Source organism: Xanthomonas sp. NCPPB 1068, assembly GCF_041479385.2.
Taxonomy (GTDB): Bacteria; Pseudomonadota; Gammaproteobacteria; order Xanthomonadales; family Xanthomonadaceae; genus Xanthomonas; species Xanthomonas cannabis.
Genome location: NZ_CM192986.1, coordinates 2,265,383 through 2,278,999 on the forward strand (window position 1 = coordinate 2,265,383; position 13,617 = coordinate 2,278,999).

Annotated in this window: 12 protein-coding genes; all 12 read right to left on the reverse strand. The window is 67.9% G+C overall.

Annotated features, from left to right (window positions below; translation table 11 throughout):
• Position 1 precedes the first annotated feature (1 nt).
• Entirely contained in the window at positions 2 to 409 is a 408-nt protein-coding gene (gene fliO / locus ACCQ12_RS09625) for a flagellar biosynthetic protein FliO (RefSeq protein WP_355586547.1), read from the reverse strand.
• Positions 406 to 744 (reverse strand): flagellar motor switch protein FliN, encoded by a 339-nt coding sequence (fliN, locus tag ACCQ12_RS09630; protein WP_372362986.1) that lies wholly within the window; start codon positions 742 to 744, stop codon positions 406 to 408. The genes fliO and fliN overlap by 4 nt, the downstream gene beginning before the upstream one ends.
• Entirely contained in the window at positions 741 to 1,754 is a 1,014-nt protein-coding gene (gene fliM, locus ACCQ12_RS09635) for a flagellar motor switch protein FliM (RefSeq protein ID WP_039565009.1), read from the reverse strand. Before fliM ends, fliN begins: the two co-directional genes overlap by 4 nt.
• 9 nt (positions 1,755 to 1,763) lie before the next feature.
• The gene (locus ACCQ12_RS09640) at positions 1,764 to 2,306 is read right to left on the reverse strand and encodes a flagellar basal body-associated FliL family protein (protein ID WP_179455335.1); all 543 of its coding nucleotides are present in this window, start codon (positions 2,304 to 2,306) and stop codon (positions 1,764 to 1,766) included.
• 165 nt (positions 2,307 to 2,471) lie between these two features.
• Positions 2,472 to 3,755 carry a flagellar hook-length control protein FliK gene (locus ACCQ12_RS09645; RefSeq protein WP_372383468.1) on the reverse strand — a complete coding sequence of 428 codons (1,284 nt, stop codon included), beginning with the start codon at positions 3,753 to 3,755 and terminating at the stop codon, positions 2,472 to 2,474.
• Positions 3,752 to 4,207: a flagellar export protein FliJ gene (gene fliJ / locus ACCQ12_RS09650; protein WP_039407767.1), complete on the reverse strand. Its 456-nt coding sequence runs from the start codon at positions 4,205 to 4,207 to the stop codon at positions 3,752 to 3,754. Before fliJ ends, ACCQ12_RS09645 begins: the two co-directional genes overlap by 4 nt.
• A 3-nt stretch (positions 4,208 to 4,210) precedes the next feature.
• Positions 4,211 to 5,587 carry a FliI/YscN family ATPase gene (locus tag ACCQ12_RS09655; protein WP_372383469.1) on the reverse strand — a complete coding sequence of 459 codons (1,377 nt, stop codon included), beginning with the start codon at positions 5,585 to 5,587 and terminating at the stop codon, positions 4,211 to 4,213.
• On the reverse strand, positions 5,584 to 6,204 hold the full coding sequence (locus ACCQ12_RS09660) for a FliH/SctL family protein (RefSeq protein ID WP_372383470.1): 621 nt from the start codon (positions 6,202 to 6,204) through the stop codon (positions 5,584 to 5,586). Before ACCQ12_RS09660 ends, ACCQ12_RS09655 begins: the two co-directional genes overlap by 4 nt.
• Positions 6,201 to 7,190 carry a flagellar motor switch protein FliG gene (gene fliG, locus ACCQ12_RS09665; protein ID WP_184384582.1) on the reverse strand — a complete coding sequence of 330 codons (990 nt, stop codon included), beginning with the start codon at positions 7,188 to 7,190 and terminating at the stop codon, positions 6,201 to 6,203. Before fliG ends, ACCQ12_RS09660 begins: the two co-directional genes overlap by 4 nt.
• Before the next feature lie 10 nt (positions 7,191 to 7,200).
• Positions 7,201 to 8,925 (reverse strand): flagellar basal-body MS-ring/collar protein FliF, encoded by a 1,725-nt coding sequence (gene fliF, locus ACCQ12_RS09670; RefSeq protein ID WP_372383471.1) that lies wholly within the window; start codon positions 8,923 to 8,925, stop codon positions 7,201 to 7,203.
• A 13-nt stretch (positions 8,926 to 8,938) separates the two neighbouring features.
• Complete coding sequence (gene fliE, locus ACCQ12_RS09675; protein ID WP_010373676.1) at positions 8,939 to 9,310, reverse strand: flagellar hook-basal body complex protein FliE; 372 nt, start codon at positions 9,308 to 9,310, stop codon at positions 8,939 to 8,941.
• Between the two features lie 730 nt (positions 9,311 to 10,040).
• Positions 10,041 to 13,538 (reverse strand): glycosyltransferase, encoded by a 3,498-nt coding sequence (locus ACCQ12_RS09680; protein WP_372383472.1) that lies wholly within the window; start codon positions 13,536 to 13,538, stop codon positions 10,041 to 10,043.
• Positions 13,539 to 13,617: the final 79 nt, after the last annotated feature.

Consider the following 13,617-nt stretch of genomic DNA (forward strand, 5'->3'; position numbering starts at 1 on the left):
GTCACGGATCCTTGCGCAGCTTCTGAGCGAGCAGCTGGGCGAAATTGGGGAGTTGCTTGAGGTTGGGCAGGGTGGGGGCAGGCGTGGGCGGCAGCGGTTCGGGCAGGGTATGCAGGGTGCTGATGCCGCCGGCGGTGACGCCGAGCAACAGCTGCTGGCCGTTCACTTCCACCACCACCACGCGCTCCTTGGCACCCACTGCCAGGCTGGTCACCACGCGCAGGCCCTCGCTGCTGCGAAATCCGCTGCCGGGCATGCGCTTGAGCAACCAGCCCAGGCCGACGATCAGCGCGAGCACCAACAGCAATGCAAAGACTGCGCCAAACAGGCCAGGCGAGGACGGCGCCTGCGCGCCGACCTGGGTGGCCTTTGCCGCGGCCGGCGCCGCGGCGGCCAGCAGGCCGATCACCGCAGCCTCCGGATCCGTTCGCTGGGGCTGACCACATCGGTCAGGCGGATGCCGAAGCGGTCGTTGATGACCACCACTTCGCCATGCGCGATCAGGGTGCCGTTGACGTAGACGTCCAGCGGTTCGCCGGCGCCGCGCTCCAGTTCCACCACCGAGCCCTGGTTGAGCTGCAGCAGGTTGCGGATCGGAATGCGCGCACGGCCCACTTCCAGCGACAGCGTCACCGGCACGTCCAGGATGACGTCCAGGTTGAGGTCGGCGGCATTGTGGTCGTGCTCGGCCTGCAGGCTGTCGAAGGTGGCGGGCGCGGCGTCGAGGGTGTCGGAGTTGATCATGAGTTGGAGTCCTGGGAGGGAACGGCGCGCGGGGCTTGCACGCCCGGCGGGCGCACGGCGGTGATCTTGACGGCGTTGTTGCCGTTGGAGACGCCGAATTCGCCGGTGAACAAGGGGATGTCTTCGACGCACAGCGGCACCTGGGCGGGCAGGTCGATCGGCAGGATGTCGCCGACCTTCAGGCCGGTGAGCTGGCGCAGGCTCATGCGCTTGCTGGCCAGCACGCTGGACAGGGTCACTTCGGCGGTGTCCAGCTGCTCGCGCAGCATCACGTTCCATGAGTCGTCGCGGTCGTTGCGGTCGCTCTGGATGCCGGCGTCGAGCAGTTCGCGGATCGGCTCCAGCATCGAGTACGGCAGGGTGATGTGGATCTCGCCGCCGCCGCCTTCCAGCTCCACATGGAACCGGCACACCACCACGTACTCGCGCGGGGTGACGATGTTGGCGAAGTGCGGGTTGATCTCCGAATTGATGTACTCGAAGTCCACGTCCATCACCGGCGCCCAGGCTTCCTTGAGGTCGGCGAAGGTCTGCTTGAGCATCAGCTGGATCACGCGCATCTCGGTGGCGGTGAATTCGCGGCCTTCGATGCGGGTATGGAAGCGGCCGTCGCCACCGAAGAAGTTGTCCACCACGGTGAACACCAGGGTGGGTTCGAACACGATCAGGCCGGTGCCGCGCAGCGGCTTGAAGCGGATCAGGTTGAGGTTGGTCGGCACGTACAGCGAGTGCATGTACTCGTTGAACTTGACCAGGTCGATGCCGCGCACCGACAGGTCGGCCGAACGCCGGATCAGGTTGAACAGGCCGATGCGCCACAACCGCGCAAAGCGCTCGTTGACCATCTCCAGGGTCGGCATGCGACCGCGGATGATGCGGTCCTGGCTGGACAGGTCGTACTGGCGCGCCTCGCCGGGCAACGGCTCCGGCTCGGTGTTGACCGCACCGGAATCCACTCCGTGCAGCAGGGCATCGATTTCGTCCTGGGAAAGCAGGTCACTGACGCTCATCGGGCAGCCTTACTGGGTCACGAAACTGGTGAACAGCAGTTCTTCGACGCACTTCTTGCCGGTTTCGCTGGTCATGACCTTCTGCGCTTCGGCCAGCGCGGATTTCTGCAGCTTCTGCTTGCCGGCCAGGTCGGCCACGTCGGTGGCCTTGACCTGGGACAGCAGCATCAGCAGGTGCGCGCGGATGGCGGGCGCGTTTTCGGTAATGAGCTTGAGCTCTTCCGGGTCGCGGGTGACCAGCTGCACTTCGACCTGCAGGTACTGCGGGCCATCACCCGGGTCGGCCAGGTTGACCACGATCGCCGGGTCCATCGGGAAGTACTGGGCCGGCTTGGGCACTTCGGCCACCTTGGGTGCGTCGTGCTTGCCGCCTTTCTCCTCACCCTTGTGACCCAGAAAGAACCAGGCGCCGCCGCCGGCCGCGGCCAGCACGACCACGCCAATGGCGATCAGCAGAAGAGGCTTCTTGCCGCCTTTCTTCTTTTCGTCCTTGTCTTCGCTCTTTTCGGGTTTCTTTGCGGCTGCCACGGTGTGCTCCAGGGGAATGCTCACCCGATGGATGCAATCGGCATGCCAAAACTGCGACGGTTTCCTGGCGCAGCGTGCGCGCAGACGTGAAAACCCCCGCAAGCCTTGCGCTGCAGGGGTGTCGGGCGGGCGCCAGTAGCGCCGGGGCGGCCGGTTTGCGCAGTGCGCCGGCCGATCCGGCGCGCTGGCTCAGGCGTAGGCGTCCAGCAATCCACGCTGGCGTAACACCACCGACGGAATTCCGACGGGCGGGCTGTCGTCCAGGCTGAGGCCGTTGCCGTCGCGGCCACCGCCACTGCGGTTGCCGGTCTGGCTCTGCTGTTGCTGGCCTACATCGGCCTGCCCGAGCTGGAAGCCGTTCTGGCCGAGCATGTCGCGCAGCCGCGGCAGGCTCTGTTCCAGCGCCTGCCGGGTGTCGGCATTGGCGGCGGTGAAACTGGCGTTGACCTTGTCGCCGTCCAGATGCAGGCGCACCTCCACCGGGCCCATCTCGTTCGGGGTGACCTTGATATGGGCGTGGCCGATCTTCTGATCAGCCAGCCAGCTCAGGCGCGCGCCCATGGCGTCGTCGAAGCTGTCGCTGCCCAGGTCCGGAGTGGGGGTGGGCGAGGCGCTGAAGATCGGTGCCGCCTCCTGCAGGCGGTTGAGTGCCGGCGCGGTGGTGGTCGGCAGGACGAACGCCGGGGCATCCGGCGCGGCCGCAGTCGCGCTGTCGTCGGCGACCGGTTCCAGTGCCTTGGCGGCCATGCTCATCAGCGCGGCGGTCTGCGCATCGCCGCTCACTGCCGTGGTCGAGGTGGGCTTGGCGCCGGCAAGGGCGGCCGGCGCCAGCGCGCCCAGGGCGGGCAGGGTGGTCGTGGAAGTCGCGGTGGCGGCGGGGGGGGCTGCGTCGGTGGGCAATGCGGTGGCTGCGGGCGTGGCGCTGGCCGCGCCGGCCATGCTGGCGGTCAGCGCTGCGGCTGCGGCGGCCAGGACGTCGCCGCCCGGCAGCGCCTGGGCCAGCAGGCCCATGCCGAAGCCGCCCAGGCCTTGCGGCGGCCAGCCGGCATCGGTGGTGGTGGCCGTTTCGGCGGTCGCGTCTTCGCTGGCAGCGGCGGCCTTGGCGTTCTTGCCGCTCTTGCCGGCGCCGGCGGCAGTGCTGCTGTCGGTGGTTGCCGGATCCTTGGTGGCGCTGGAGGCGGCGGGCTTGGCCTGGCCGTCCTGCGCACGCGGCCGTGCGGTGGCATCGCCGGCCGCATCGTCGCGCGTGTCGTCGTCGCGCTGGGTGTCGGACTGCTTGGGCTTGGGCGCGGCCGGCTTGGCCGGCACGCGCTCGGGCGCCTGCGCGTGGCCGGGCGTATTGGCCGGATGGAGCATGCGCGCAAACTGGTCCTTGGCCGGGTCCTGTTCGGACGACGGGTCGCTGTAGCTGGACTTCTTGCCGTTACCGGCAAGCGCGCCAAGGCCGGCGGCGAAGGCGGACAGGGGGTTCATGCGGATTCTCCGTGAGTATCTTCGGCCCGCGCCAGGCGCGAGCGACGTGCGCCCAGATCGTCCATCTCGCGCTGGTCGCGGCGTTCGATCACCTTGTTCTCCTGGGCGCGGTAGCTGGCCGCCAGTTGCTCCAGCACCTGCTTCTCGCGGCTGGCCAACAGCAGGCGGGTGCGCTCGGATTCGACCTTGGCGATGTTGCTCTGCACGGTCTGTGCCTGCTGCAGCACGGCGCTGTCGAGCCGGTCCAGAAAGGCGCGGCGGTTGCTCAGTGCTACCGCGCTGGTGCCGGCCATGTGGCTGTTGGCGTATTCCTCGGCGTAGCGGCGCAGTTCTTCCAGGCGCGACTGATGGGTCTCCAGGGTGCGCTGGCGCTCGGCCAGGTCGCGGGCGACCTTGTCTTCCTGTTCCTGGGCCCGCCGCAGCAGGGGATCGATTCGCTTGGACTGCATCATGGATTAGTTCTCTGGTTCCACCAGCTGCTGCAGTGCAGACAGGCTGTCGCTCAGCAGCGAGGCCTTGTGCACGTCCTGGCCGAGGAATTCGACGATCTCCGGCCAGCGCGCCAACGCTTCGTCGGTGGCCGGGTCGCTGCCGCGCTGGTAGGCGCCGATGGCGATCAGGTCGCGGTTGGCGGTGTAGGCGGAGAGCAGCCGCTTGAGTTTGCGGATGCGCAGGCGCCACGGTTCGTCGGCGATGTCCTGCACCACACGGCTGACCGACGATTCCAGGTCGATGGCCGGGTAGAGGCCGCTGTCGGCCACCCGACGCGAGAGCAGGATGTGGCCGTCCAGGATGGCGCGGGCGGCGTCGGCAATCGGGTCCTGCGGGTCGTCGCCTTCGGTCAGCACGGTGTAGAACGCAGTGATCGAACCGCGCCCCTTGGCGCCGTTGCCGGCACGTTCCACCAGCGCCGGCAATTTGGCGAACACCGACGGCGGATAGCCGCGGGTGGTCGGCGGCTCGCCCACCGACAGGCCGATTTCGCGCTGCGCCTGCGCAAAGCGGGTCAGCGAATCCATCAGCAGCAACACGTTCAAGCCCTGGTCGCGGAACCATTCGGCAATGGCGGTGGCGCGGTAGGCGCCGTGCAGGCGCGCCAACGGCGGGCGGTCGGCAGGAGCGGCCACCACTACGGCGCGGCGCAGGCCTTCTTCGCCCAGGGTGGTTTCGACGAAATCGCGCACTTCGCGGCCACGTTCGCCGATCAACCCGACCACGATCACGTCCGCCGAGGTGAAGCGGGTCATCATGCCCAGCAGCGTCGATTTCCCGACGCCGGAGCCGGCGAACAGGCCCACGCGCTGGCCGCGGCCGATCGGCAACATGGCGTTGATGGCGCGCACGCCGACGTCCAGCGAGGTGGTGATGGGTTCGCGCGCCAGCGGGTTGATCGACACGCCGGCCATGCCGACGCTGCCTTCGGCGCGGATCGGGCCCTTGCCGTCGAGCGGGGTGCCGTCGCTGTCGATGACGCGGCCGAGCAGGCCTTCGCCCACTTCCACGCCGCCGCGGCGCCGCGAGGGCACCACGCGCGCGTTCGGCAGCAGGCCGTGCAGTTCGGCGCTGGGCATCAGGTAGGTGCGTTCGCCGGCAAAGCCGACCACTTCGGCGTCGACCCAGCCGCCATCGACCTCGACCTTGCAGGTGGCGCCCATCGGCGCTTCGCAACCGGTGGCTTCCAGGGTCAGGCCGACCGCGCGGCGCAGGATGCCTTCGCGGATCAGGGTACGGCCGGCGGTGGGCTCCAGGCCGAGCGCGCCCAGGCGGGTGGCTAGGCGCAGATTGCGTGCATCCAGCCAATCGGCCGGGGTGGCGCCGAACAGGGCGCTCACAGGCCCGCTCCGGATTTGCGCATGACTGTCTCCAGCGCGGCCCGCAGGCGCGCATCCAGGGTGCCATCGACACGCACGCTTTCGGCATGCACGCGCAGGTCGCCGCGGCTCAGGCTCATGTCCGGGGCCACGCGGGTGGTGCTGCTGGGCGCCAGATGCGGTAGCAGCGCGGTGATGTCGTCCGGGTGCAGGCGCACCTCGACCTCGCGGCCGGCACCGCCCACCGCATCGACCGCCTCACCGACCAGGTCGGCCAACAACTGCGGTTCCACCTGGTAGGCGCGCCCGACCAACTGGCCGGCGATGCGCACGGCCAGCTCGCCAAGCGCGCCGACCACCTCGTTTTCCAGCCGCGCCAGCGGGCGGGTGAAGTTGTCCAGGATGCCGTCGATCTGCGCGGTGAGACGGCGCACCTCGGACTGGCCCTGGGCAAAGCCCTCGGCATGGCCACGCGCGAAACCTTCGTGCTGGGCGGCGTCCTCGATGGCCTGGATCTCTTCCAGGGTCGGCGGGCGCAGCACCGGCTCAAGCATGGCCGGTTCGTCGTACTCCGGCTCCGGCAGGGCCGGGGCCATGTGCAGGTCGGGGGCCAGCCAGCGGGTGACCACGTCGTTCATACCATGGCCTCCGCACCGGCACCGCCGAGGCTAATGGCGCCTTCGTCAGCCAGGCGGCGGACGATGGTGAGGATTTCCTTCTGCGCCGCTTCCACGTCGGCAAGGCGCACCGGGCCGCGCGCTTCCATGTCCTCGATCAGGATCTCGGCGGCGCGCTGGGACATGTTGCGGGTGATCTTTTCGCGCACCTTGGTGTCGGCGCCGCGCAGGGCCAGGCCCAGGCGCTCGCCGGAGACTTCGCGCAGCAGCGTCTGCAGGCCGCGGTCGTCCAGGTCCACCAGGTTGTCGAACACGAACATCAGGTCCTGGATCTTGCCGGCCAGGTCGGCATCGATCTTGCCGATCTCGCCCAGCACGCCCTGGTCGGCGCCAGTGTCCAGGAAGTTGAGGATATTGGCCGCCACCTTGATGCCGCCCACGTTGGACGACTTCAGGTTCTGGTTGCCGGCAAACTGGCGCTCCATGATGTCGTTGAGCTCGCTCAGCGCGTTGGGCGGAATGCCGTCCAGGGTGGCGATGCGCAGCAGCACGTCGGCGCGGGTACGCTCGGGCAGCAGCTTCAGCGCTTCGGCGGCCTGGTCACTGTCCAGATGCGCCATCACGATCGCGATGATCTGCGGGTGTTCGTTGCGCACCAGGTCGGCGACCGCGCGCGGGTCCATCCACTTCAGGGTGTCCAGGCCGGTGGTGTTGCGGCCCAGCAGGATGCGGTCGATCAGGCCGCCGGCCTTGTCGGCGCCCAGCGCCTGGATCAGCACGTTGCGGATGTAGTCATCGGCGCCCACGCCCAGCGAGGTCTTGCCGGCCAGTTCGCCGTTGAACTCGTCCATCACCTTTTCGACCTGGTCGCGCGAGATGCCGGTCATGGTGGCCATGGCGATGCCGATCTTCTGCACCTCCTTGGGGTCCATGTGCTTGAGCACCTCGGCCGCATCGCTCTCACCCAGCGACAGCAACAGCACCGCGGCGCGCTGTACTCCGGTCATCGGTTGTGTATCAGGCTTCACTGGCGACCCATCCCTTCACGACTTGTGCGACACGTTTTGAATCGGCTTTGACTGCCTCGCGCGCCAGGCGCATGCGCTCTTCGTAGGCGTCTGGCAGAGCGATCGGGGTCTTCTTGTCCTGACCGATCTGCGCGGTGTCTTCTTCCAGGCGGGGCATCAGGTCGTCGTCTTCGTCGACCATCCGCACGTCGGCGCTCTGTGGAGTGCCATCCTTGCCAGCCTTGGCTTGCTTGTCCTTGACCGCGGTCACGCCAGTGAGCTGACGCAGGGTGGGGCGCACCACACCGAACAGCAGCGCCAGCACCACCACCGCACCGACCAGCAGGCGCAGACCGTTCTGTACGCGCGGGTCTTCCCACCACTTCGGGCCTTCCTCGCCCGCCACCGCTTCGCGCACGAACGGGGCGTTCATCACCGACACCGTGTCGCCGCGTGCCGCATCGAACCCCACTGCCTGCTTGACCAGGCCTTCGATGCGGGTGAGCTCGGCGGCGGTAAGCGGCTGCTCCACCATCTTGCCCTTGGCACCGGGGCGCGGCACGTTGTCCAGCAGCACCGCCACCGACACCCGCTTGATGCGGCCGGCCGGCTGGCGGGTGTGTTGCAAGGTTCGGTCCAATTCATAGTTGCGGGTGGCGCTCTTGGAACTTTCGGTCGGCGCGGCGGGTGCGGCGGCCTGGCCGTTGGCGGCCGCTGGAGCCCCGGGGGCGCCTGCGACGGCCGGTGCCGGCGGCTGGCCCGGGCTGTTGCTGGTGGCGCCCGGAGGGCCCTGCGGGCCGGTGGCGCTGGTGCTGGTGTCGCTGACCTGCTCGCTGCGCAGCTTGGCCGGCTCGCCGTTGTAGAGCTCGCGGGCTTCTTCCACCACCGAGAAGTCCATGTCCACGCTGACTTCCGGGTTGACCCGGCCCGGGCCGGTCATCGGCTCGAGCAGCTCGCGGATGCGCTGGTTGTAGGAGCTTTCCTGGCGGCGCACCTGTTCGAACTGGGCGGCGTGCTGGGCAGCGTCGCTGTTCGGGTCGGCGATGGAGAGCATGCGCCCGCTCTGATCGACCACGGTGACGCGCTCGGGGGTCATGTCCGGAATGCTGGAGGCCACCAGATTGACGATGGCATCGACCTGATTGCGCTCCAGGCCCTGGCCGCCGCGCAGTTCCAGCACCACCGAGGCGCTGGCCACATCGCGCTGGCGGGTGAAGGCGCTGGGCTTGGGAATGGCCAGATGCACACGCGCCTCGCGCACCGGGCGCAGGGTGCCGATGGTGCGCGAGAGTTCGGTTTCCAGCGCATGCTGGTAACGGGCGTTTTCCACGAACTGGCTGACGCCGAAGCCCGGGTCCTTTTCCATCAGCTCGAAGCCGCCGCCGGTTTCCTTGCCGGTCAGGCCGGAGCCGGCCAGCTTCAGGCGCGCGTCGTACAGGCGATCCTGCGGCACCGAGATCGCGCCGGTGCCCTGGTCGATCTTGAACGGGATCTGCGCGGTGCGCAGCAGGTCGGCAGCTTCCGCGTTGCCCTTCTCATCCAGGCCGGTGTACAGCGCCTGGTAGCCGGGCTTCTGCGACCAGAAGAACACCGCCAGACCGGCCGCGACCGCCAGGGCGATCATCGCCATCATGGTCAGCTTGCGGGTGATCTGCAGGCTGCGGACACGGTCGAACCATTGCCCCGCCTTCTCGGCGTTCTGGTTCATGTTTTCTTTGCTGATCGCGAGAGCCATGTGTCGTCAACCTCTACAGCGGCATGTTCATGACGTCCTGGTAAGCCTGGACGAGACGGTTGCGGACTTCCACGGTGGCGCGGAAGGCCACCTGGGACTGCTGGGAGGCGACCATGACCCGTGCCAGATCGGCACTGGGGTCGCCCATTTCGAATGCTTTGGACAGCGCGCCGGCCTTCTGCTGCGCCTCGTTGACGCCGCCGATGGCGCCGCGCAAGGTCTCGCTGAAGCTCGGTGCCTGGGTGGCCGGTGTTCCCTGTGCGCCGGCCAGCCCCTGGATCTGATTGCCACGCGCCGCATCGCCCACCGCGCCCATGGGGCCTTGGCCCATCTGCGTCTGGTAGCTGCGGATCTGCGAAAGAATCGAGGTAACGGAGTCGCTCATGGGTGCGGTCAGCCAGGGAGGCATCCACACCAATGCAAGCGGCGTGCCGAAATCGCGCCGGGATTCCGGCGCGGGTATGTTCCTGTCGCGGCTGGGGCGTTCGGGGCGCAGCGTGATTGCCCCCATCCGCCCTTCGGGCACCTTCCCCCGCAAGCGGGAGAAGGGGAGTGATGGATAGTCAGTTGCAGTGCAACCAACAGATCACACGCAGCCCGCTGTCCTTCTCCCGCGTGCGGGAGAAGGTGGCGCGCAGCGCCGGATGAGGGCAGCACCCTCAATGGCAACGCGGCTCAAACGGGGCGATGCGCGGCGCCGGTGTGTAGACACATTCCCCCATCCGCCCTTCGGGCACCTTCCCCCGCAAGCGGGAGAAGGGAACCGGTAGGCGACCAGTCGCAGCGTAACCAAAAGATCACACCCAGCCCGGCTTTCCTTCTCCCGCGTGCGGGAGAAGGTGGCGCGCAGCGCCGGATGAGGGCAACACCATCAATGGCGACGCGGCTCAAACGGGGGGATGCGCGGCGCTGGAGTGTAAACGAACGCCCTCATCCGCCCTTCGGGCACCTTCCCCCGCAAGCGGGAGAAGGAACCGGTAGGCGATCAGTTGCAGTGCAACCAACAGATCACACCCAGCCCGGCTTTCCTTCTCCCGCGTGCGGGAGAAGGTGGCGCGCAGCGCCGGATGAGGGCGACTGCAAACGGAAAAACACCCAAGCAGCACGCTCGGGCGCTAGTCCGGCAACCACGCGGCTCGCCAGGTGTCCAGATTGCTGCCGCTCAGCATCCAGTCGCGCCGCACTACCTCACGCAGGGCGGCTCCCTTGGCGCGCGTCGCAGCCGGATCGGCCAGATGCTCGCGGATGGCGCCGATCCAGTCGCGGTAGCGGTTCTTCACCAGCGTCACCGGCAGGCTGCCCTGGTAGCAGCGCACGTCGCTGGCGATCACCGGATAACCGCAGGCGCCGTACTCCAGCAGGCGCAGATTGCTCTTGCATTCGTTGAACAGGTTCTGCTCCACCGGCGCCAGCGCCAGATCCAGGTCCAGCGCCGCCAATGCGGCGGGGTAGTGATCGATCTGCACACCCGGCTGGAACTGGTGGATGTGCTGGCGCAGCGCGAACGGGTACATGCCCATGAAGACCCATTCCACCTCGCCGGCGAGCTCTTTCACGACGTCGGTAATCAGCTCCAGATCGCCGGTGTGGCTGGCGCCGCCAGCCCAGCCGACGCGCGGCTTGCCGCCGTGGCGTGCCGGCCGCTCCGGCAGCGACTCCCACCAATGGGGCGGCAGGCGGTTTTCTGCCACGCGAATATCGCTGTGCAGCCCGGCAAACGCCTCGGCCAGGGCAGGGGTGGAGACCACGAAGCGGTCCACCATACCGAGCCCGCGCCGCACCGTCTTCAGGATGTCCTTGGGCATCTGCGCGCGGTGCGCGTTCTTCAGCGGCAGATTGGGCAGGTAATCGTCCAACTCGTAGACCTTGAAGGCGCGCGACAGCGCCTTCATTCGCCGCATCGCGTCCAGCCGAGCCTCGCCGACCTGGCGCTGCAGGATCACCACGTCAGGATCCTGACGCGCCAATTCGGCGATCTCCAGGTAGCCATTGAACAGCACACCCTCCGCCAGCCCGGCCTCGCGCAGCGCGCGCAACGGCTGGATCACCCGGTAATGCCCGCAGCCCTCGATATCGGCCGGCAGCGCCAATACGCGCGGCAGCGGCCGCCACGATTGCAACGGCCGCCAGCTGGCGCGCGGATCGGCCAGCGCGAAGCCCGCGCCCGGGTCCAGCGAAAACCCGGGGTTGTAGGCCGGGTCGTTGGCCATCAGCGGCAGCCAACGCGCGTACATCGCCTCTTCCTCGAGGGCGGTGGCGGGTAGTGCGTCGGGTGGATCGATCAGCAACTGCGCGCGCGCGGCATAGACATTGAGGTAGCCGGCCTGCTGCAGTCGCAGGCATAGGTCGACATCACTCCACTGCGCCAACGCAGGCTCCTGCGCAAAACCGCCCGCGTCGATAAACAACTGACGCGGCAGCATCAGGCATTCGCCACTGAGTGCGCTGTAGTTCTGGTCCAGTTGCAGACGCTGCAGATAGCCCGATTCGTCGAATGCCGCACCTTCGAACGCGCGCGCCACCGGTGCCCCCAGGCCCAGCAGCAGCCCGGCGTGATGCACGGTGCCATCGCCTCGCAGCAGCTTGCCGGCGACTGCGCCAACCTCTGGCCGCAGCGCATGGTTGAGCAACTGGTCGAGCCAATCGGCTTTCATCACCGCGGCACCGGCAGACAGCCATAGCAGCACGTCCCCACGCGCGTGTTCGGCGGCCGCATTGCAGACCGCCTCGCGCGCTGGTTCGCCGGCAAAGCGCAGCACGCGGATCTGCTGCATGCCCAGCGCCTCGATGCCGGCAAGCCAGTCGCGCAGTTCCGGTTGGCTGCTGGCGCGGTCCAGCAGCAACACCTCGTAATGCGGGTAGGCCGTGTTGGCCAGGATGCTTTCCAGGCAACGCTGCACCTGTGGCAGGCGGCCGTCGATCAGCACCAGAATGCTCACCAAGGGCTGCTGCGCGTGCCGGTAGTCCACTGCATGCCGGCCGGGACCGGCGTTGTGCACGCGCGTGTCCACATACCCGCGCGCGACGAGGTGACGGGCGATGGCCTGCTGTTCGTCTTCGTCGTCCTGCGGCGGCGCGGCCGATGCAACCAGCAAGGGCTCGGCGATATGACGAATGCAGCCCAGCCCGTAGCGCTCGACCAGGCCCAGTTGGTAGCCCAGCTCGAATGCCGCAGCTGGTCCCGTGGGGAAGCCGCCATCGGCCAACAGCGTGCCGTGCCGGAACAACCAATGCCGCGACATCGTCGACGGCGCGCTCAGCAACACATCCAGATACAGCGCCGGCCGCAGCGCCAACCCAAGCTGGCCGTGATCCAGAGCCACGACCTCGTCAGCGTAGATCGCCTGGCACTCGTCGGGCAAGGCGAGCATTTCCAGGGCCAGCATCAGCAGGCCGCTGGCCGTGAACAGGCTGCCGGCGTCGACCAGCAGCACCCAATCGATCGCGTCCTGTGCGGCGATGACCCGATTGAGCGCTGCCGGCAAGCCGTGCCCGTCGATCAGCACGCCGCGCTCGCCAAGCCCGGCAACTTGCTCTGGTGCGCTGCTGATGACCCAGGTTTGATGCTGTCGATAGCAGGCCACCGCATCCAGACTGGCCCGGGTTGCCTCGACCGCTGCGGCATCGCCTTGGCGGTCGATCAGCAGTACCGCGATGCGCGGCCCGCCGGCATGCGCCTGCAGGCGGGCATCGATCAACCCGCGCTGCACATCGCTGGGATGGCGCACGCCCAGCCACGTCGCAGGCGACACCCGCTCGGCCATCCCGGCGCTTTGCATCAATGCATTGACCAGATCCACCGACTTGAACACCCGCGCCTTGTGCGGGCTGAGCGGTGCGACCCGCACCTGCCGGTTGTCGCCAGTCTCGCGTCGCCAGCCGAGCTGACGGATGCCCTGGCGCAGATCCTCGTGCCCCTGGTCGCCGATGCCGGGTTGGTCGCGACCGGTCTGGCTGAACTGCGCGCTGGACACGCGGAAGTGCGTGAGCGGGCTGGCCAGAAACGCCAGGTTGCCGTGGCGCAGCAGCTTGACGTAGATCGCCAGATCGCCGACCCAGTCGATGGCCTTACCGTTCAACGCCATCAGCTCATTGCCGAGTGCCAACAGATCGGCACGCCGCGCGAGCACGCAGCTTGGCTCACCGATGAAATTGATGGTGTGGTCGGCAAGAAACGACACCAACTCCGGCCCGTCGATCAGCACGTCTTCGTCGAACGGAAAGCAGGTGGCCAGGATGTCCGGCAACGGCGCGCCATCCTCATCGATGCGCAACCGCCGCGACGATGCCAGCGCGGTGCCGGGGTTGCGCTCCATTGCGCCGACCATCTGCGCGACGCAGTCCGGTTCCAGCACGTCGTCGTCGTGCAGGAACTTGACGTACTCGCCCTGGGCCAGGCCAATCCCCTTGATCGTACTGACCAGCTCGCCAAGCCGCGGCGTGTTGCGGTGGTAGCGAATGGGGATGGGCGCACCCGCCAACCTGGACGCCAGCGCCGCCTCAATGGCGCCATCGGCGTTGTCGTCGCAGATCACCAGCTCCAACGCCGGGTAGGTCTGTGTCAGCACACTGTCCAGCGCCTGAGCGAAATAGCGCGGCTTGTAGGTCGGCATGACGATGCTGACCAAAGCATTCGGAGGTAGTGGAGCGTCAGGCATCTGTGTGATGAAGGCTGTGGCGGAGGAGAGTGTT

Coding starts and splice junctions, on each gene's coding strand:
- fliN (WP_372362986.1), bottom strand. CDS start 744: ATGATCAACTCCGACACCCTCGACGCCGCGCCCGCCACCTTCGACAGC.
- fliM (WP_039565009.1), bottom strand. CDS start 1,754: ATGAGCGTCAGTGACCTGCTTTCCCAGGACGAAATCGATGCCCTGCTG.
- ACCQ12_RS09645 (WP_372383468.1), bottom strand. CDS start 3,755: ATGAACCCCCTGTCCGCCTTCGCCGCCGGCCTTGGCGCGCTTGCCGGT.
- fliJ (WP_039407767.1), bottom strand. CDS start 4,207: ATGATGCAGTCCAAGCGAATCGATCCCCTGCTGCGGCGGGCCCAGGAA.
- ACCQ12_RS09660 (WP_372383470.1), bottom strand. CDS start 6,204: ATGAACGACGTGGTCACCCGCTGGCTGGCCCCCGACCTGCACATGGCC.
- fliG (WP_184384582.1), bottom strand. CDS start 7,190: ATGACCGGAGTACAGCGCGCCGCGGTGCTGTTGCTGTCGCTGGGTGAG.
- fliF (WP_372383471.1), bottom strand. CDS start 8,925: ATGGCTCTCGCGATCAGCAAAGAAAACATGAACCAGAACGCCGAGAAG.
- fliE (WP_010373676.1), bottom strand. CDS start 9,310: ATGAGCGACTCCGTTACCTCGATTCTTTCGCAGATCCGCAGCTACCAG.
- ACCQ12_RS09680 (WP_372383472.1), bottom strand. CDS start 13,538: ATGCCGACCTACAAGCCGCGCTATTTCGCTCAGGCGCTGGACAGTGTG.